At 47.4% G+C, this 18,977-nt stretch carries 16 protein-coding genes; 11 read left to right on the forward strand and 5 right to left on the reverse strand.

The annotated features are described in order from the left end of the window. Nucleotides 1-190: 190 nt before the first annotated feature. From LCM29_RS01815 to tnpB, 4 genes are all read left to right on the forward strand, one after another. Nucleotides 191-1,579, forward strand: a complete 1,389-nt coding sequence (locus LCM29_RS01815) for a cytochrome ubiquinol oxidase subunit I (protein ID WP_224860559.1) — start codon at nucleotides 191-193, stop codon at nucleotides 1,577-1,579. Between the two features lie 14 nt (nucleotides 1,580-1,593). Then, entirely contained in the window at nucleotides 1,594-2,625 is a 1,032-nt protein-coding gene (locus LCM29_RS01820) for a cytochrome d ubiquinol oxidase subunit II (protein ID WP_214748358.1), read from the forward strand. Nucleotides 2,626-2,754: 129 nt separating this feature from the next. Continuing rightward, the gene (locus LCM29_RS01825; RefSeq protein WP_074035000.1) at nucleotides 2,755-3,417 is read left to right on the forward strand and encodes a potassium channel family protein; all 663 of its coding nucleotides are present in this window, start codon (nucleotides 2,755-2,757) and stop codon (nucleotides 3,415-3,417) included. A 290-nt stretch (nucleotides 3,418-3,707) separates the two neighbouring features. Beyond that, entirely contained in the window at nucleotides 3,708-4,802 is a 1,095-nt protein-coding gene (gene tnpB / locus LCM29_RS01830; RefSeq protein ID WP_224860561.1) for an IS200/IS605 family element RNA-guided endonuclease TnpB, read from the forward strand. 117 nt (nucleotides 4,803-4,919) lie between these two features. Here tnpB and LCM29_RS01835 read toward each other — a convergent pair whose 3' ends face one another. Next, nucleotides 4,920-5,708, reverse strand: a complete 789-nt coding sequence (locus tag LCM29_RS01835; RefSeq protein ID WP_224860563.1) for a Cof-type HAD-IIB family hydrolase — start codon at nucleotides 5,706-5,708, stop codon at nucleotides 4,920-4,922. Nucleotides 5,709-5,908: 200 nt separating this feature from the next. Here LCM29_RS01835 and rnjA point away from each other — a divergent pair, with 200 nt between their 5' ends. Together rnjA and LCM29_RS01845 are read left to right on the forward strand one after the other, a co-directional pair. After that, nucleotides 5,909-7,576: a ribonuclease J1 gene (gene rnjA, locus LCM29_RS01840; protein WP_015881254.1), complete on the forward strand. Its 1,668-nt coding sequence runs from the start codon at nucleotides 5,909-5,911 to the stop codon at nucleotides 7,574-7,576. Nucleotides 7,577-7,636: 60 nt separating this feature from the next. Beyond that, entirely contained in the window at nucleotides 7,637-9,094 is a 1,458-nt protein-coding gene (locus LCM29_RS01845) for a phospholipase D family protein (RefSeq protein ID WP_224860565.1), read from the forward strand. Between the two features lie 39 nt (nucleotides 9,095-9,133). Here the strand turns inward: LCM29_RS01845 and LCM29_RS01850 are convergent, their stop codons facing one another. After that, complete coding sequence (locus LCM29_RS01850; protein ID WP_263600774.1) at nucleotides 9,134-10,759, reverse strand: alpha/beta hydrolase; 1,626 nt, start codon at nucleotides 10,757-10,759, stop codon at nucleotides 9,134-9,136. A 1-nt stretch (nucleotide 10,760) separates the two neighbouring features. Beyond that, nucleotides 10,761-11,300 (reverse strand): peptide deformylase, encoded by a 540-nt coding sequence (def, locus tag LCM29_RS01855; protein WP_214783980.1) that lies wholly within the window; start codon nucleotides 11,298-11,300, stop codon nucleotides 10,761-10,763. 331 nt (nucleotides 11,301-11,631) lie between these two features. Between def and pdhA the strand changes: the two genes are divergently transcribed. From pdhA to lpdA, 4 genes are all read left to right on the forward strand, one after another. Beyond that, nucleotides 11,632-12,717 (forward strand): pyruvate dehydrogenase (acetyl-transferring) E1 component subunit alpha, encoded by a 1,086-nt coding sequence (gene pdhA / locus LCM29_RS01860; protein WP_015881258.1) that lies wholly within the window; start codon nucleotides 11,632-11,634, stop codon nucleotides 12,715-12,717. A gap of 3 nt (nucleotides 12,718-12,720) precedes the next feature. Next, a complete protein-coding gene (locus LCM29_RS01865) occupies nucleotides 12,721-13,698 on the forward strand; it encodes an alpha-ketoacid dehydrogenase subunit beta (protein ID WP_074034993.1) in 978 nt (325 codons plus the stop codon). 78 nt (nucleotides 13,699-13,776) lie between these two features. Beyond that, complete coding sequence (locus LCM29_RS01870) at nucleotides 13,777-15,069, forward strand: dihydrolipoamide acetyltransferase family protein (RefSeq protein ID WP_214819549.1); 1,293 nt, start codon at nucleotides 13,777-13,779, stop codon at nucleotides 15,067-15,069. 4 nt (nucleotides 15,070-15,073) lie between these two features. Next, entirely contained in the window at nucleotides 15,074-16,486 is a 1,413-nt protein-coding gene (gene lpdA, locus LCM29_RS01875) for a dihydrolipoyl dehydrogenase (protein ID WP_074034989.1), read from the forward strand. Between the two features lie 20 nt (nucleotides 16,487-16,506). Here the strand turns inward: lpdA and aac(6') are convergent, their stop codons facing one another. Beyond that, nucleotides 16,507-16,956 (reverse strand): aminoglycoside 6'-N-acetyltransferase, encoded by a 450-nt coding sequence (aac(6'), locus tag LCM29_RS01880; protein WP_224860569.1) that lies wholly within the window; start codon nucleotides 16,954-16,956, stop codon nucleotides 16,507-16,509. A 75-nt stretch (nucleotides 16,957-17,031) separates the two neighbouring features. On the opposite strand from aac(6'), the gene LCM29_RS01885 reads away from it, so the two are divergent. Then, nucleotides 17,032-17,337, forward strand: a complete 306-nt coding sequence (locus LCM29_RS01885) for a DUF3055 domain-containing protein (RefSeq protein WP_074034985.1) — start codon at nucleotides 17,032-17,034, stop codon at nucleotides 17,335-17,337. 118 nt (nucleotides 17,338-17,455) lie between these two features. Here the strand turns inward: LCM29_RS01885 and LCM29_RS01890 are convergent, their stop codons facing one another. Further along, a complete protein-coding gene (locus LCM29_RS01890) occupies nucleotides 17,456-18,937 on the reverse strand; it encodes an aminotransferase class I/II-fold pyridoxal phosphate-dependent enzyme (protein WP_214760628.1) in 1,482 nt (493 codons plus the stop codon). Nucleotides 18,938-18,977 lie beyond the last annotated feature (40 nt).

An 18,977-nucleotide genomic window follows, 5' to 3' on the forward strand; every position in this document is an offset into this window, starting at 1 on the left:
ATCAAATATGAATGTAAAGCGACAATTCTGTGGCTATTGCTCAAATGTGAACATTTTGCAAACTCGAGCATTGAGACATTACAGCGCAATATAAAATCATTATGATGGAAGTATCGAAGGGTATTCATCTGTGATTGTCGTTTCATACATGGGTTCGAAGCGATAGAGAGAGATAGGAGGTAATCAATAGATGTTTCAAGATCCTGTCCTGATGAGCCGAGCATTAACGGCACTCACTTTAGGTTTTCATGTGATTTTTGCCACACTCGGCGTCGGGGTTCCACTTTTAATCTTATTGGCAGAATTTTTAGGAATTCGTAAAAAAGACCCGAAATATACCCTCATGGCTCGCCGGTGGTCACGCGGTTATGTCGTGACTGTAGCAGTTGGGGTTGTAACGGGTACAGCAATCGGTCTTCAGCTTTCGCTATTATGGCCGAACTTGATGCGCGTTGCGGGTCAAACGATTGCACTTCCACTATTCATGGAGACGTTCGCTTTCTTCTTTGAAGCGATTTTCCTCGGAATTTACTTGTACACGTGGGATCGGTTTAAAAATCCGTGGCATCATATGCTTCTCGGGATTCCAGTCGCAGTCGGTGCATTGTTCTCAGGGTTCTTTATTACAACGGTAAACAGCTTTATGAACCAACCGGTAGGATTTGATATCGTTGACGGTCTTTTGGCAAACGTCAGTCCGCTTGAGGCGATGTTCAGTCCAGCTATGCCGACGAAGATGGCACACGTATTGACGTCTGCGATTCTAACGTCTGCGTTCATCCTAGCGGCGATTGCAGCTGTACAGTTGTTACGTCAACGTCGTAATCAACTCGACAAGATGTCAATCGAATATCACAAAAAAGGTCTTCGCTTGACGATGACAGTCGCTTTGATCTTTGCGATTGCGACAGCACTTGTCGGAGACTTCTCAGGTAAGTATTTGGCACAATATCAGCCGGATAAATTAGCAGCAGCGGAATGGCACTTTGAAACCTCCTCCGAGGCTGAGTTGATTCTTGGTGGTTGGTTAGAAGATGACGGTGAAGGCGGATACGAAGTTCGAGGCGCCTTAAAGATTCCTTACGCGCTTTCAATTCTTGCTGGTGGTGTTCCAAACTATGAGGTGACAGGTCTCAATGAATTTGCGAAAGAGGACCAGCCACCGCTCTTTGTTCACTACTTGTTTGATGCGATGGTCGGAATCGGGATGCTTCTAGCGCTGATTTCCTTCCTGTTCGTATTAGGGCGTTATATTAAACGTTTGAACCAGTTCAGTAAACCGATGCTCTTTGCGATTGCAGCCGGTGGACCGCTTGCGATGGCAGCGATTGAATTCGGTTGGTTCTTCGCTGAATTTGGTCGTCAACCGTGGGCGCTTTATGAGTTGATGCGTACGAGTGAAGCAGCTACGACATCGGCGAATGTCGGTTGGATGCTTGTCGCTTTCGCGATCCTCTATGCGGTGCTCGGAACAGTCACAGTGGTCGTTCTATCACGTCTGTTCAAAGAGAACCCAGTAGGGAAAGAACTAAAACAATCCGAACATCGTGGTGAAGCGATGTTTGCGGATGAAGTGTGATCGGAGGGTATGACATGCAAATTCAAGAGTTAGGGATTGCCGTCTTATGGACGTTCTTATACGGCTATCTCATCGTCGCATCGATTGACTTCGGTGCTGGCTTCTTCGCATTCTATAGCCGTTATACAAAACGGGATCACTTGGTGAACCGTCTCGTTAAACGGTATTTGTCACCGACTTGGGAAGTAACGAATGTGTTTTTCGTCTTCTTCTTCGTCGGGATTGTCGGATTCTTTCCGGATACAGCTTATTACTATGGAACGGCGTTACTCGTTCCGGCATCCGTCGTGTTGATTTTACTTGCGATTCGCGGTAGCTTTTACGCATTCGCGAACTATGGGTCGAAAGAAAGCACGCTGTATATGTTCCTATACGGAGCCACAGGATTACTCATCCCAGCTTCGATGTCGACCGTATTGACGGTCAGTCAAGGTGGATTCATCACCGAGACGGAAAACGGCGTCTTCTTTGACGGCGCGAAGTTGTTCACCAATTTTTATTCATGGACAGTTGTCATCTTGGCGATTGTTTCAGTCCTCTATATTAGCGCGATGTTCCTCTTGTTCTATGCGGACAAAGCACGCGATCAAAATGCGGTCGAACTCGTCAGAAAATGGGCGCTCTTCTGGAGCGTTCCGACGATTATTGCTTCTGGGCTCGTCTTCTTCGGTTTGAAGTCGCAGGCGGCTTGGCACTACGAGAGCATCTTAGGAGGAAACTGGTGGTGGTTCGCAATGAGCTTCCTCTTCTTCGCGATTGCCGTCTCATTCGTTTATATGAAGCGAAATTACGGGATTGCTTTCTTGATGGTCATGGGACAATTCTTTATGGCATGGTTCGGCTACGGATATTCACACTTACCGTATATCTTGTATCCGTATATCGATATCAATGGAAGTGTCGTCAACGAGTCGATGGCGGTGGCACTCGTCGTCGTATTCATCTTAGGATTGCTCCTTCTCGTTCCGGCGCTCTACTTGTTGCTCCGTTTGTTCCTGTTTGACAACGATTATGTACGCGGGAAACGTTCGAGCGGAAAAGCATGACTTTAAAAGATGGGATTTCCTTCATATGAAGGAGATCCCATCTTGTTTTATGTAGAGTTTTGAAAGGGAATCAGTTACACTGAACGAAGAATCAAGAAGAGACCATGTGTAGGAAAGGGATGTAGGATTATGACAGGTGAATTTGCAGTCATTGGGTTAGGGCGATTTGGTGGGTCAATCGTCCGTGAGTTGTCTTCAAACGGATACGATGTTCTTGCCATCGATTCAGATGAGGAACGCGTCAATGAGTTTATGGGTTTAGCCACTCATGCCGTAATCGCGGATACGACAGATGAAAACGTGTTGAAGAGTTTAGGGATTCGTAACTTTGAACACGTCATCGTTGCCATCGGTGAAAACATTCAAGCTTCGATTTTGACGACGTTGATCTTAAAAGAACTTGGTGTCCAAATCATCACTGTCAAAGCGACAAATGATTACCATGAAAAAGTTCTCCGTCGCATCGGTGCAGATAATATCGTCCACCCAGAACGAGATATGGGCGTTCGAATCGCAAACGGGTTGATGAGCCAGAGCATTTTAGATTATCTTGAATTATCAAATGAACATTCAATTGTTGAAATCAAAGCGTCAGATAAGTTGTCGAATAAATCACTTATCGATTTGGACTTCCGTGCGAAGTATGGGGTCAACATTGTCGCCATTCGTCGTGATGACGATGTCATCATTTCGCCGCAGGCAGATGAGATGATCTTATCGGAAGATATTTTGATTATCATCGGAAAAGATACCGATCTCGATAGACTTGAACGGACGTTACGTTCGAAATAAAAAAAGACCTCTTGAGCGATACCGTGATCGTTGAATCGATTGATCCAACTCGGCGGTTTGACGCAAGAGGTCTCTTTTTTAACTATATCAGGCGAGAATTCTCCCTCCTCTAAGCGTCTCGGGGCGTAGCCCGGCGTAGGTGGGGGATGAATCGCCCGGTCCAAAACTCTTTTTCCCTGTGACAGATATGACGAACAGAAGTTCGCGATTCTGTCGGATTCTCCCTCCCCCTCCGCGGGTATCGGATGAGGAGGACACATCACGATCTTCTGGAGGGAGAAGGGATAGATATGCTGAAAGGCTACACATACAGGCTCCATCCGACGCCGGCACAGGCCGAGTTCCTCATCAAGACGATCGGCTGCGCCCGGTTCATCTACAACAAGCTGCTCGAGGACCGCATCGCCATCCGCGAGGAGGCGAAGGCGGGGAGCGGAACGAGACGGAAACCGGCGACACCCGCCTCCTACAAGCCCCTCTTCCCGTTCCTCGCCGAGGCGGACAGCCTCGCGCTCGCGAACGCGAACGCGAAGCTGAACCTCGACACCGCGTTCGCGAAGTTCTTCGCCGGGACGGCCGGTTTCCCGGTGTTCAAATCGAGACGACGGTCGCGCGCCTCCTACACGACGAACAACCAGCACGGCACGATCCGCATCGAGGCGGGCAAGGTCCGTCTGCCGAAGGTCGGGTTCGTGCGGTTCACCCAACATCGTCCGTTCGAGGGCGTCATCCGGTCGGCGACGGTGTCGATGACGAGGACGGGCAAGTTCTTCATCTCCATCCTCGTCGCACAGGACGATGAACCATGGATCCCAGCCGAGCACAAGGTCGGGATCGACCTCGGTCTGGGACACTTCGCCGTCATGACGAACGACGCGATGGTCTCGGAGAAGATCGACAACCCTCGCTTTCTTCGAAAATCCGAAGCGAAGGTCAAGAAGGCGCAACGCGCGCTGTCACGCAAGAAGATCGGGAGTAAGAATCGTGAAAAAGCCAAATTACTTTTGGCTAAGAAACACGAAAAGATTGCCAACCAACGCAAGGACTTCCTTCACAAGCTGTCGAGACGAATCGTTGACGAGAACCAAGTCATCGTCGTGGAGACATTGAAGTCGAAGGACATGATGAAGGATCACAAGGTGGCGAAGTCCATCGGGGATGTCAGTTGGTACGAGTTCGTCCGTCAACTTGAATACAAATCAAACTTCTACGGACGGACGCTCATCAAGGCGGACCCCTGGTACGCATCCACTCAGATCTGTTCCACTTGCGGCGTGAAAGGTCAGAAGAAGACGATGGATGTCCGTGAATGGACGTGTGCCTGTGGCGCGCATCATGACCGTGACATCAACGCGAGCATCAACCTATTGATGTTGGCCGACTGAACATCCTTCAGGGTGGGAACCACCCGACGAGCTTGGTAAACAACCGTGGCTAGTAAGAGCACGGTCTTCCCAAGAAGCTCCCCCTTCAATTTGCGAAGCAAATAAGAGGCGAGTAGTTCACATTAATTTCATCGCTTTCAGTCCATATTCGATGCCATCTTCAAGAATCGATTTCGTCACAAAGTCCGCAACGTCTTTCGCTTCAGAACGAGCATTTCCCATGGCAATCCCTGTCCCCACATATTGGAGCATGGCCAAGTCGTTCAAAGCGTCTCCAAACGCGTACGTATTCTCGAGTCGATAACCGTTCGCTTCGATAAAGTGACGAATGCCGTCGGCTTTACTTGCACCTTTATTGATGACGTCCATCGCATGTGGATGCCAGCGGATGAAGTCGAACTCATGATAGGCGTCGAGATAGTGATGCTCATCTTCAGGTGTACAGTAAAGGAGCGTCTGATAGACGTCTTCTTCTGCGTGGAAGTTTGGTTCGTAGCGCGGAATCGGCATGTCGAGTTCTCCGAGAGATTGCTTGACGATAGCGTCATCCGGTTTTGAAGCGCCGCCGCGATCTTGTCCCAGATAGACGAGGGTATGGTTGTTCGAAGTGGCATGAGTCGTCAAACGACCGAGTGCATCTTTAAATAGCGTGTTACGATATACGATTTCACCTTTATGCACGACGATTTGACCGTTGTAACAAACAAGGCTATCGATTCCGACTCGTTCCGGGATATCCGATAACATCGCTGGTCCTCGTCCCGTCGCGATAAACGTCTCAACTCCGTTTTCACGAAGCGCTTGAATCGCTGAAATCGTTGAAGGTGGAATATAGCTACCTTCATGCAAGAGTGTGCCGTCAATGTCGAAAAAAACAACTTTTTGATCTTCCATTTGATTCACCATTCTTTCTCTTTGTCTAAAAAATATGTTTTCCGATCCCACTAAAAGGATAACACGAAATAGGGAAACTACCACGAATATCACATCGTTAGTGAAATATTGCCATGATATGAGCTATAATGAAAAAAGAATCTTACGGACATATTCGAGAATCACTTATGTTTCACATAGATGTATTAATAATTGAAGTAAGGAGAGATTAAATGAAGTTTGTTAAGAACCACCAAACAGCCGTGTTCGCATTAGGCGGACTAGGAGAAATCGGGAAGAACACATACGTTGTTCAATTCCAAGATGAAATCATCGTCATCGATGCGGGAATCATGTTCCCAGAGGATGACTTGCTTGGGATTGACTATGTGATTCCGGATTACTCGTATTTGATTAAAAACAAGGACAAGGTAAAAGGGGTATTCATCACGCACGGTCACGAAGACCATATCGGGGGAATTCCATTCTTACTTAAGCAAGTTCAGTTACCGATTTACGCGACAAAACTTGCGCTTGGTTTGATTAAAGTAAAACTCGAGGAGCATGGATTGTTGCGTGAGGCGGAACTCCACGAAATCGATGAGGATTCACTCATCAAATTCCGTAAAACGAGCATTTCGTTCTTCCGTACGACGCACTCGATTCCGAACTCGCTCGGTGTTGTCGTCAAAACACCACAAGGGAACATCGTCCATACAGGTGACTTCAAGTTCGACTTCACACCAGTCGGTGAACCTGCCGATCTCGCCAAGATGGCGGAGATTGGAAAAGAAGGCGTGCTCTGTCTCTTGTCTGACTCGACAAATGCGGAAGTCGAAGGCTTCACGATGAGTGAGAGCGTCGTCGGGGGAACGATTAGCGAGACGTTCCGTAAAGCAGACGGTCGAATCATCTTCGCCACATTCGCATCGAACATTTATCGTTTACAACAAGTCGTCGATGCGTGTGCTGAGACAGGACGTCATCTCATGATTTTCGGTCGTTCGATGGAGAAAGTTATGACAATCGGGCAAGAACTCGGATTCATCAACGTTCCGAAAGGGATGATCATTGAAGCGAATCAAATGCGTCACTATGACCCGAACGAGATTGCCATTCTTTGTACCGGTTCACAAGGTGAACCGATGGCCGCGCTTAGTCGTATCGCGAACGGGACACACCGTCAAGTGTCGATCATCCCGGGAGATACGGTCATCTTCTCATCTTCTCCGATTCCGGGGAACGCCATCTCGGTCGGGAAGACGATTGACCAGCTGTATAAAGCAGGGGCTGACGTCGTGTACGGGAAGTTGACGAACATCCACACGTCTGGACACGGTTCGCAACAAGAACAGTTGTTGATGATTCGTCTCCTCAATCCGAAATTCTTTATGCCGATTCACGGGGAGTATCGCATGTTGAAGAAACATGCGGAGCTCGCTGAATCAGTCGGGATTCCAAAAGAGAATAGCTTCGTCATGGATAACGGAGAAGTGCTCGCTGTCGATTCTGAGTCGGCTGCGGTCACTGGTAAAATTTCTGCGAACGCCGTTTACATTGATGGGAATGGAATCGGCGATATCGGGAATATTGTATTAAGGGATCGTCGTATCCTTTCTGAAGATGGACTCGTCGTCGTTGTTATCAGTATCGATGGCAAGACACGTAAACTCGTTTCAGGACCGGATATCATCTCACGTGGGTTCGTCTATATGCGTGAATCAGGTAGCTTGATTCGCGACGGCGAACGTTTGTTGAAGAAAACCGTCGAGCAAGGGTTGTCAAATAAACAGATGAAGTGGTCGGAGATGAAGCAACTCGTATCCGATACGCTCACACCATATTTGGCACAAAAGACGCGGAGACACCCGATGGTCCTGCCGATTATTATGGAAGTATGATTGAACGGGCTGTAGGTGACTACAGCCTGTTTTTTTAACCGCAAAGGAGGAGGGGAACTCATGGCTAAAGAAAAAGGGAAAAAAGGATGGTTCAAGTGGGGATTGGCCATCATCGCTGTCATTTTTCTCATCACACTTGTGTATCACCAAGTAAAACCGTTACCGGATGGGGTGTCACGACAATCTGAACCTTATCTCATTTCGGATGATCAAATCGACTTTCTTCATGATTTGACATATCAAGGAGAGGATACGGAGATTGTCGAGCAAGAAATTTTTAATGAAGTCGAACGAGCGATTCGGGAAGCTGAGGAATATATCGTCATGGACTTTTTCTTATTCAACCCTTATTCGAATGAAGACCGGCAATATCCGGATATCACGGCGCGATTGTCATCAGCGCTGCTAGAGCAAATGGAGCGATACCCGGACTTGAAAGTCGTCTTTATTACAGACGATATCAATACGACGTATAACGGGCACGTTTCCGACCACTTCGATGTGCTAGAAGAGGCGGGGGTGGAAGTTGTGTACACGAATCTCGACGCACTTCGCGACCCAAACATTTTGTACTCCACGTTTTATCGGATGGCGCTTCAATGGTTTGGGGATAGTCAGGACGGATGGTTGCCGAATCCGATGGCCTCGTCGGCACCGGATATTACCGTTCGGGCGTATTTAAGATTGCTGAACATTAAAGCGAACCACCGAAAAGTGATGGTGACAGAAAATGAAGGGTTCGTATTATCGGCGAACCCGCATGATGCGAGTGGGTATCACTCAAATGTCGGTGTTCATTTAAAAGGACCCATTTTAAAAGAGATAGCTAAAGGGGAACAAGCAGTCGCGACGTTCTCAAAAGGCGATGCACGACGTTTCCCGGACGATGACGCATTATCGAAGATCGAGAGCGCGCCGAACGATGCGCCGATGGAGATTCGTTACGTAACGGAAGGAAAGATTCAGGAGTCGGTGCTCGATGCGATGAATGGAGCGGAAGACGGAGATACGATTTGGATCGGCATGTTCTACTTGGCTGACCGAAATATTATTCAAGCGATTGAGGATGCCGCTGGCCGAGGTGTGACCGTGAACATGATTCTCGACCCCAATACGAACGCTTTTGGTCGCTCAAAATCGGGATTGCCGAACTTACCTGTAACGGCAGAACTGAATACCGTCAATCCTGAACAGATCGAAATTCGTTGGTATGATGTCGGCAAGGAACAATATCATCCAAAAATCCTATATGTGGATGGAGAAGAAAAGACAGTCGTCTTAGGTTCCGGAAATTATACGACACGAAATATGAACGATTACAACCTAGAAGCAGACGTCGAGGTAAAAGGAGAAGAGGATACAGCTTTCTTTGACGAGGTAGACGATTATTTCAATCGCTTATGGAATAACGAGAATGGAACGTACACAGTGGCATATGACGAGATTCAAACCGACATCCCACTTGGAAAGTACGTGATGTATTGGCTTCAAAAAGTAACATGGACGATGACGTACTAAAAAACAGCTATCCTCAAATTGGGGATAGCTGTTTTGACGTTAGTTCGTCTCGATTGGATTAAACTCGTTCGTGTATTCGTATAAGAATTTCCCAGACTCTTTCAAGACGTCACTCTTACGGTGAAGCGAGAAGTGATCGTACGGTACGGTCTCTGTCTGAATATTATTCGTATACTTTTCGAGTAACAGAGAACTTGACGGCTCAATCAGATTAAACTCGCCGCCTCGTCCAGAGAAGGATAGCACTTGTACGGATCGTGGCCATGTCTCAAGTTTTGACTGGAACGCTTGTAGCCCGTCCGAGTTAGGTGATAAGTCACGGATGGCAGGGCTACCTGTGTTGATTCCAAAGTTACTAGCCGATAGGCCAAAGTTTGCGAGTCGAGTGCCGCCGAATGGACTATCAAACGTGACGAACTTATCGACGATGTATGTTTCCTGGTTCAAAATGTAGTTGGCAGCCGCAACGCCACCCATACTATGACCGAGGATATACATGCGATCGAATGAGCGGTTTCTCGTTTTCTTATACGTTTCAATTGCTGAATTTAACCATTTTGTTTGATTGTTCAAAGAAGCTTCTGCATCCTCGAACTCGATTCGAACGATTGGACGATTCGAGCTGTAGTCATAAATTTCGCAGTCGGTTTTTCCTTTGACGGTAACCGTACAAAGGGCACCGTCGGTTGCTTGGCCACTCTCTTCCATCGCTTGCGAGAAGCGGAGGAACGTTCGGTCAGTCCCGAGTAGACCATGCACCGCGAAAGTAGGGATAAACTCGTTCGTCTGCGACGCTTGGCGAATCGCCTCGGTTTGTCGCTCATTCGCCAATTCTTGTCGGAATGTCCCGACAATCAATACGAGTGAAAGGGAGACAATCAATAACCCTAACAGGCGCGAACGAATCGATGTTTCCCTAGGGTTACCGATGTTTTTTCGATATTTACGCCAAATGAAATACCCTAAAATAATCGCAGAGACAAATACGATGATGGTGATCACCCATGCTTTAACGTTTGGCACATGGGCGACGAGTGTTAAATTATTTTGGCGTCCCCCGTACACTTGCCACTCGACATGCTTCATGGAGCGAAGGTCAAGGCCAGTCCCGTCTTCCACGAACACGCCGGTCGGAACGGTTAAATTAAAGCGGATATCGGCTTGCCGGATATATCGTTCCGCTAATTTCTTAGGTGAACCCGACAGTTCGACACCAGGTAAGTCAACCTGATCTAGTCGAAGATCGAGGTTCGTCTGCATCGTGTAAGAGTCGAACCAGATGCCCTCTCGTTGCTCGATATCGAATTGAATGTCAGGTGGGACGAGAATTCCGGCTGGACCGGTTTTCCATTCTTCTTTAATCTGTTGTAACTCATCCACATTGCGGAACGTCTTCTTCAAGACCATCCCTTCATAATCATCGGCGCTCGAATAATCTTCAGTCTCGTACCCATTATCCTCGGCCTGCTCCTTCCACGTATCCCAGTCGAGTCTGAGATTGAGCAACTTCATCACTGGGTGGTCGCGGAAAGCATAAGTGGTTTCGAGTGAAACGGATTGATCGTAATGCACGGTCGCATCGTAATTAATGCGCACACATCCGCCGATTAAAAGAAATAAAAATGGGAATAGTAACAACAGTGCCCTTTTTCTCGAGCTAAACATGTTAGATCGGTTCGCCGTATGTGTCTAGCGGATTCGACGTATTGATTCGGTCATAGAATAAAATACCGTCCAAATGGTCGAGCTCGTGCTGACACACGATCGCGCGCATACCCCGAAGACGAAGCTTAATTGGTTGTCCGTCTCGGTCAAACCCTTCTAATGTGATTCGACGAAAACGAGGTACATTTCCTTTGACCACGCGGTCGACCGACAAACATCCTTCCCCACCATTTAAAAATGTCTGTTCGACAGAGTGGCTCGTGATTTTAGGATTGAAAATCGAGAGTTTGAACGTTTCTTCCTCTTCTTGTAGCAAGACTGTGAAGAAACGACGGGTTACACCGAGTTGTGGCGCGGCGATTCCGACACCACCTCGTAACTCGTATTTTTCGCTCATCTCTGGGTCTTGACTATTGACGAGGAACGTCTCCATCTCGTCGAGTAGCGCCAAGTCCTCTTCGGTTGGCGGAATCGGTACTTCAATTGAACGTGCGCGAAGTCGTTCGTCTCCTTCGCGAATGACGTCTTTCATCGTTAACATGTGCAACTTCCTTTCTATAAAACGTATATGATTGATTATATCATATTTAAAGAGAGAAGAATGTGGATGGTACAGAAGGTGAAACGAAAATGATACAGAGACAAAATGAATGTCATATCCCTTGAATGTAAGCGTTTTATTTCAGTAAGCATATTTTTTGCGTTATTATAACAACCCGTTTTATACTAACTAGGAAACGGCAGGAGAGCATAACTTTCCTGAATTACGTTAATACAGATTGCTTTTTTGGACAGATACACGTAAGATTTGAGATAGTGTTTGATCACAAAAAAGACAATTGTCTCATAGTTGAAAGGATGAGGTGAAACGAATGAACAACGTTCAGGTACTTCAAAACGTGGAAGAAAACTTCCAAACGTTCCGTATTCTCGACGAGAAGGGTGAGGTCGTCAACCAAGACGCAATGCCTGACCTAACGGACGAGCAACTTCAGGAACTCATGCGCCGCATGGTCTATACTCGAATCTGGGACCAACGCGCCATCTCACTTAACCGTCAAGGACGCCTAGGATTCTACGCGCCAGTGGCAGGTCAAGAAGCGACGATGATCGGGACGCAATACGCGCTCGACAAAGAGGACTGGATCCTTCCAGGATACCGTGATATTCCACAACTCGTATTCCACGGACTTCCGCTTTATCAAGCGTTCTTGTTCTCACGTGGACACGTGGCAGGAAACCGCATCCCTGAAGGTGTCAACGTATTGATGCCGCAAATCATCATCGGTGCACAAATCATTCAAACTGCGGGTGTGGCTATGGGCCTCAAACGCAACGGCAACAAAAATGTCGCTATTACTTACACAGGTGACGGTGGCTCATCACAAGGTGACTTCTACGAAGGATTGAACTTTGCAGGTGCATTCAAATCACCAGCAATCTTCGTCGTTCAAAACAACCGCTTCGCTATTTCGACACCAGTTGAGAAGCAAACAGCAGCTAAAACGATCGCGCAAAAAGCTGTTGCAGCTGGAATCAACGGAATCCAAGTAGACGGAATGGACGTTCTTGCAGTGCTTGCAGCGACACAACAAGCTCGCGTAGACGCACTCGAAGGAACACCGACACTCATCGAGTCACTCACTTACCGTTACGGACCACACACGCTCGCTGGGGATGACCCAACACGTTACCGTACAAAAGAACTCGACACAGAGTATCAAGAAAAAGATCCACTCGTACGTTTCCGTCTCTTCCTCGAGAACAAGAAACTCTGGAACGAAGACATGGAGAACGAAGTGATCGAGCAAGCGAAAGCTGATGTGAAAGAAGCAATCAGCCAAGCTGACAAAGAACCAAAACAAAAAGTTTCGGACTTCATCAACAACATGTTCGAAGAACTTCCTTCAAACTTGAAAGAACAGCTTGAAGAATATACTGCAAAGGAGTCGAAGTAAGTTATGGCTCAAATGACAATGATCCAAGCGATTACTGATGCGATGCGCGTTGAAATGAAACGCGACGAGAAAGTACTTCTCTTCGGAGAAGACGTTGGTAAAAACGGTGGGGTATTCCGTGCAACGGAAGGCCTCCAAGACGAGCTCGGCGAAGACCGTGTCTTCGACACGCCACTCGCTGAATCAGGGATTGGTGGTCTTGCAATCGGTCTAGGTCTTACTGGATTCCGTCCGATTATGGAAGTTCAATTCTTCGGATTCGTATTCGAAGTATTTGACTCAATCGCAGCTCAAATGGCACGTATGCGTTACCGTTCAGGCGGCGCTTACAGCCAACCGATCACAATCCGTTCACCATTCGGTGGTGGAGTTAAGACACCTGAGCTTCACGCGGACAGCCTTGAAGGTTTGATGGCTCAGACACCTGGTCTTAAAGTCGTTATTCCATCGACTCCTTACGATGCAAAAGGTTTGTTGATCGCGTCAATCCGTGACAACGACCCAGTTGTGTTCCTCGAGCACATGAAATTGTATCGTTCATTCCGTGGCGAAGTGCCTGAAGGTGATTACACAATCGAACTCGGTAAAGCAGATGTGAAACGTGAAGGTACAGACGTTTCAATCATCACTTACGGTGCGATGGTGCACACTTCACTTAAAGCAGCGGAAGAACTCGAAAAAGAAAACATCAACGTTGAAGTCATCGACCTCATGACAGTGAGCCCGCTTGATATCGACACAATCGTAGAATCTGTTAAGAAAACAGGTCGTGCGATCGTCGTTCAAGAGGCACAACGTCAAGCAGGTATCGCTGCAAACGTTGTAACTGAAATTCAAGAACGCGCAATTCTTCACCTCGAAGCACCAGTTCTTCGAGTAACTGCACCAGACACAGTCTTTGCATTTGCACAAGGTGAAGACATGTGGTTACCAGACCATAAAGATGTCGTTGCAAAAGTTAAGGAAGTTGTGAACTTCTAAGATCGTGTTGAATAAACGATGAGGGAGAATGTTCTCCCTTGTCGTGTTTACATGATGAATTGATGGGAGGAAAAACCAGTGGCAGTATTTGAATTTAAATTACCAGATATCGGTGAAGGTATTCACGAAGGTGAAATCGTCAAGTGGTTCGTAAAAGCAGGGGATACGGTCAAAGAGGACGATGTTCTTTTAGAAGTACAAAACGACAAAGCAGTCGTTGAAATCCCAGCTCCAGTCGACGGTACAGTCAAAGAAGTTAAAGTTTCTGAAGGTACAGTTGCCGTAGTCGGCGACGTCCTCATTTCGTTTGACATCGAAGGCGACGCACCAGCAGGTGAAGAAGAAGAAGCACCTGAACAACCGAAAGCAGAAGAGAAGACAGAAGACGTGAAAGAAGATGTGAAAGAAGACGCGCCACGCGACGTTCAACTTCACAAATCTGAGCGTGTCATCGCAATGCCATCTGTCCGTAAATATGCACGTGAAAAAGGTGTCGACATCCGTGAAGTAAACGGTTCTGGCGACAACGGTCGCGTCTTGAAAGAAGACATTGATGCATTCGCGAACGGTGAAGCACCGTCTGCAGAAGCTACAACAGAGAAAACAGATTCTGTAGCACCAGCAGCAGCTGCGAAAACGGAAATCAAGCCTTACGAGTCAGCGACTCCAGAACTTGAAACACGTGAGAAAATCCGTGGAATCCGTAAAGCCATCTCGAAAGCTATGGTTAACTCGAAACACACTGCACCACACGTTACGCTCATGGACGAAGTCGACGTTACAAAACTCGTCGCACTCCGCAAAGACTTCAAACAAGTCGCGGCTGACCAAGGCGTGAAACTCACGTACTTGCCATTCGTCGTGAAAGCATTGACTGCTGCAGCGAAAGCATTCCCAACAATCAACGCTTCAATCGATGATGTGAACGAAGAAATCGTTTACAAAAACTATTACAACATCGGTATCGCAGCTGACACGGACAACGGACTCGTTGTACCAGTCGTAAAAGATGCAGACCGTAAATCAATCTATGCACTTGCTACAAACATTAACGAACTTGCAGGTAAAGCTCGTGAAGGTAAGCTCGCTGGGGAAGACATGAAAGGCGGATCGATCACAATCACAAACATCGGTTCTGCTGGTGGACAATGGTTCACACCTGTCATCAACCACCCAGAAGTTGCAATTCTCGGTATCGGTCGTATCGCTGAGAAAGCTGTCGTGAAGAACGGTGAAATCGTTGCTGCGCCAGTACTTGCACTTTCATTCAGCTTTGACCACCGCCTCATCGACGGTGCGACTGCACAAAACGCTCTTAACATGGTGAAACGCTTGCTCGAAGACCCAGCACTTCTAATGATGGAGGGATAAGAACATGGTAGTAGGAGAATTCGCACAAGAAACTGATTTGCTTGTCATCGGTGCCGGTCCTGGTGGATACGTTGCCGCAATCCGTGGCGCACAGCTCGGAATGAAAGTAACAATCGTTGAGAAAGGCAACTTCGGTGGCGTCTGCCTAAACGTCGGATGTATCCCATCGAAAGCGTTGATCACAGCTGGACACAACTTCCAACACGCTAAAGGACATGATTCAATGGGAATCTCGTCTGACAACGTGTCAGTGGACTTCACAAAAGTTCAAGACTGGAAACAGTCAGTTGTTAACAAATTGACTGGCGGTGTCAAAGGTCTCCTCAAAGGAAACAAGATTGAAATCGTTCAAGGTGAAGCTTTCTTCGCTTCTGAAGACACAGTTCGTGTCATCACAGAAGACAGCTCAACTCCTTACAAATTCAAAAAAGCGATTGTTGCGACTGGTTCTACACCAATCGAGATCCCATCGTTCAAATGGTCAAAACGCGTCCTTTCTTCAACTGGCGCATTGGCACTTCCTGAAGTACCGAAGAAACTCGTCGTCATCGGCGGTGGATACATCGGTATGGAGCTCGGTACTGCATACGCTAACTTCGATACAGAAGTAGTTGTTGTAGAAGGCGCTAGCGACATCTTGTCTGGTTTCGAACCACAAATGACGCAAATCGTTAAGAAAAAACTCAAACAAAAAGGTAACGTCACAATCCACACAAACGCACTTGCTAAAGGTGTCGAAGAAACGGAAGACGGCGTAACTGTTAAGTTTGAAGTAAACGGTGAAGAGCAATCTGTTGAAGCGGACTATGTCCTCGTCACAGTTGGTCGTCGTCCAAACACAGGCGACATCGGTCTTGAGAACGCGGACGTTAAAATCAGCGACCGTGGAATCATCGAAATCGATGACCAATGTAAGACTTCGAACGAAAACATCTATGCAATCGGTGATATCGTTCCTGGACCACCACTTGCACACAAAGCATCTTACGAAGCGAAAATCGCAGCTGAAGCAGCAGCAGGTAAGCCAGCTTACCTCGACTACTCTGCAATCCCTGCAGTCGTCTTCACAGATCCTGAACTCGCAACTGTTGGTTACACAGAACCACTCGCAAAAGAAGAAGGACTCGAAATCACAGTTTCGAAATTCCCATTTGCAGCGAACGGTCGTGCACTTGCACTTGATGAGCCAGACGGCTTCATGAAGCTCATCACTCGCAAAGAGGACGGTCTCTTGATCGGTGCCCAAATCGCGGGTACTGGCGCATCAGATATGATTGCTGAGCTTGGTCTCGCAATCGAAGCTGGTATGACTGCTGAAGATATCGCACTTACAATCCACGCTCACCCATCACTCGGTGAGATGGCAATGGAAGCTGCTGAAATCGCAATGGGTATGCCAATCCACGTCGTTAAATAAGCACGCTAGAAAAAACTCTCTCACGTTTTGTGAGAGAGTTTTTTGATATAGGTGACGACGCGTTCAACTTCCTGGAATCCAATCTTCTCATGGAACTGTTGACTGTTCTCGTTTTCAAGTTCGGTATCCGATGCCAGTTCGATACAACCATGACGTGCAGCGAACATTGACGCAGCATCAATCAGACGGGCAGCGACACCTCTCTGACGCTCGGATTCAACAACATAGATTCCTTCCACATAGGCTGTCGGAGACATGCTTGAACCTGGCACGTAGTCATGCCGGAAGCTGAGCTGGCAAAATCCAATCGCTTTTGTGTCATAGGATGCGATGAAATAATGCATTTTTTTTGAAGCAAGACCGAGTTTGACTTCCATCCGCAATTCCTCAATCGGGGCGTCGGGCCATAGCTCATGCATCAATTGCGCGAGTGCTTCTTGGTTTGACGGTTTGGCATACTCAATTTTCATGATGACTCTCTCCTTAGGTTTCATACTTGTAGTATAAAGGAAAATACTTGTGAAGAGAGAAGGGAGGGAATCCTGATGGCATTCGATGAGGAGTTATTATATACCGTATCCGAGACGAGTCGTGTACGTTTCACCGGGATTGAGACAGAAGCTGCCCGCTATGACTTTGGTTTCGTCTATACACATCAATTCATGGGCAAGGTATTAGTTGTCTGTATGCAAACGGGTCAATCGGCCCTTCTTGATCTGCATGCGCTAGAAGAGCCCCGTCAATTGTATCCGATGCTCGGCATTAACTTGAATGATACAGAACACGTCGCTGAATTTTTACGACTCTGCCTAGTTGAAAAAACAGAAGCATCTGAAGAAATTGACACTTGAAAACATGTAAGCGTTTTCTTATAATAAGCAATAGGGGAAGCAATTCGATCATCTACAGCCACCTTTTCTGAGATGACATAAAAAATGAGCCGGTCACGATGACCGGCTCATTTTTTATTTAGCGAATCGCTTTTGTTTGTTGGATGACTTTAATCATTTGAAGAGACTCATCTTCAAGACCTTGAACCGGGAGACCGGCTTCGATGTTGGCCATGATGTATTCGAGTGTCGACGTTGTGATCAATTCACCTGGAATGATGATTGGAATTCCTGGTGGGTACACCATAATGAATTCAGCTGAAATGCGTCCGACGGCGTTCTCAAGAGGGATCGTCTCCGTCTCTTCATAAAATGCATCACGCGGGCTAAGAGCCAATGGCGGGATTTCAGGAAGCATGATTGAGAGTGAGTCATTCCCAGACTTCTGATAAACGGACACGACGTCACGCATCGCTTCAATCAATGCTTGAATCGTCGACTCATCGTCTGCTGACGTAACAATGAAGAGCACGTTCAATAAATCTGACATTTCGACTTCGATGCGGTGTTTCTCACGAAGGTACTTCTCGACTTCAAATCCTGTCACACCGAGCTCGCGAACCGATACGAGAACTTTTGTCTCATCGAGTGCATAAGTCGATTCTGAGTGAAGCTCCGCGTGTCCGTAAACCGACAAGTTTGGCATTTGACCGATTGCTGTCCGTGCTGCTCGAGCAAGGTCAAGCGCACGTTCGTTCATCATATGACCTTTCGTCGCAAGCTGTCGACGCGCCGCATCAAGAGAAGCAAGGAGCAAGTATGATGTTGAAGTCGTCGTGATCATCGAAAGCATCGCATGAATCCGCTCTGGTGAAACGAGACCGCGGCGTACGTTCAAAATGGAACTCCCTGTCATCGATCCGCCAAGTTTATGCACGCTCGTTGCCGCCACGTCCGCTCCTGCTTGCATCGCCGAGAGTGGGAGTTCATCGTGAAACGGAAGATGGACGCCGTGTGCCTCATCGACAAGTACGGGCACATCTTGTGCATGAGCGACGTCAACGATTCGCTCCAAATCACCCGCGACACCGAAATAAGTCGGGTTGATGACAAGTACGGCTTTTGTATCCGGATGAAGCTCGAGTGCACGTTCTACAGCACTTGCTGTAATCCCGTGCGCGATGCCGTACGTCTCATCGAATTCTGGGTGGATGAAGACCGGGTGTGCACCCGTCAAGACGAGCGCGGACATGACCGATTTGTGCACGTTACGTGGAACGATGATTTTCTCATTCGGTCCGACGACGCCCATGATCATCGCCATGATGGCACTCGACGTTCCTTGAACGGAGAAAAAGGTCTCATCAGCACGGAACGCCTCTGCCGCCAAGCGTTCCGCTTCAGCGATTGCCGCTTTTGGATGATGAAGGTCATCGAGTGGGGCAATGTTAATCAAATCAATTTTTAGGGCGTTTTCGCCAATAAAGTCACGAAACTCCGGGTCCATCCCTTTCCCGCTCTTGTGACCAGGAATATGGAACGCAATCGGATTTGAGTCGACATGTTCAAGTAACGTGTCAAATAGTGGCGTTTCGAGCTGAGTAGCACCTTTTAATTTCAATCGTAAATCCCCCTTGGAATCAGTTTATTTATTAGATGAA

The sequence above is a fragment of the Exiguobacterium aestuarii genome, assembly GCF_020171655.1.
GTDB classification, from domain to species: Bacteria; Bacillota; Bacilli; order Exiguobacteriales; family Exiguobacteriaceae; genus Exiguobacterium; species Exiguobacterium aestuarii_A.

Coding starts and splice junctions, on each gene's coding strand:
- LCM29_RS01815 (WP_224860559.1), top strand. CDS start 191: ATGTTTCAAGATCCTGTCCTGATGAGCCGAGCATTAACGGCACTCACT.
- LCM29_RS01820 (WP_214748358.1), top strand. CDS start 1,594: ATGCAAATTCAAGAGTTAGGGATTGCCGTCTTATGGACGTTCTTATAC.
- LCM29_RS01825 (WP_074035000.1), top strand. CDS start 2,755: ATGACAGGTGAATTTGCAGTCATTGGGTTAGGGCGATTTGGTGGGTCA.
- tnpB (WP_224860561.1), top strand. CDS start 3,708: ATGCTGAAAGGCTACACATACAGGCTCCATCCGACGCCGGCACAGGCC.
- LCM29_RS01835 (WP_224860563.1), bottom strand. CDS start 5,708: ATGGTGAATCAAATGGAAGATCAAAAAGTTGTTTTTTTCGACATTGAC.
- rnjA (WP_015881254.1), top strand. CDS start 5,909: ATGAAGTTTGTTAAGAACCACCAAACAGCCGTGTTCGCATTAGGCGGA.
- LCM29_RS01845 (WP_224860565.1), top strand. CDS start 7,637: ATGGCTAAAGAAAAAGGGAAAAAAGGATGGTTCAAGTGGGGATTGGCC.
- LCM29_RS01850 (WP_263600774.1), bottom strand. CDS start 10,759: ATGTTTAGCTCGAGAAAAAGGGCACTGTTGTTACTATTCCCATTTTTA.
- def (WP_214783980.1), bottom strand. CDS start 11,300: ATGTTAACGATGAAAGACGTCATTCGCGAAGGAGACGAACGACTTCGC.
- pdhA (WP_015881258.1), top strand. CDS start 11,632: ATGAACAACGTTCAGGTACTTCAAAACGTGGAAGAAAACTTCCAAACG.
- LCM29_RS01865 (WP_074034993.1), top strand. CDS start 12,721: ATGGCTCAAATGACAATGATCCAAGCGATTACTGATGCGATGCGCGTT.
- lpdA (WP_074034989.1), top strand. CDS start 15,074: ATGGTAGTAGGAGAATTCGCACAAGAAACTGATTTGCTTGTCATCGGT.
- LCM29_RS01885 (WP_074034985.1), top strand. CDS start 17,032: ATGGCATTCGATGAGGAGTTATTATATACCGTATCCGAGACGAGTCGT.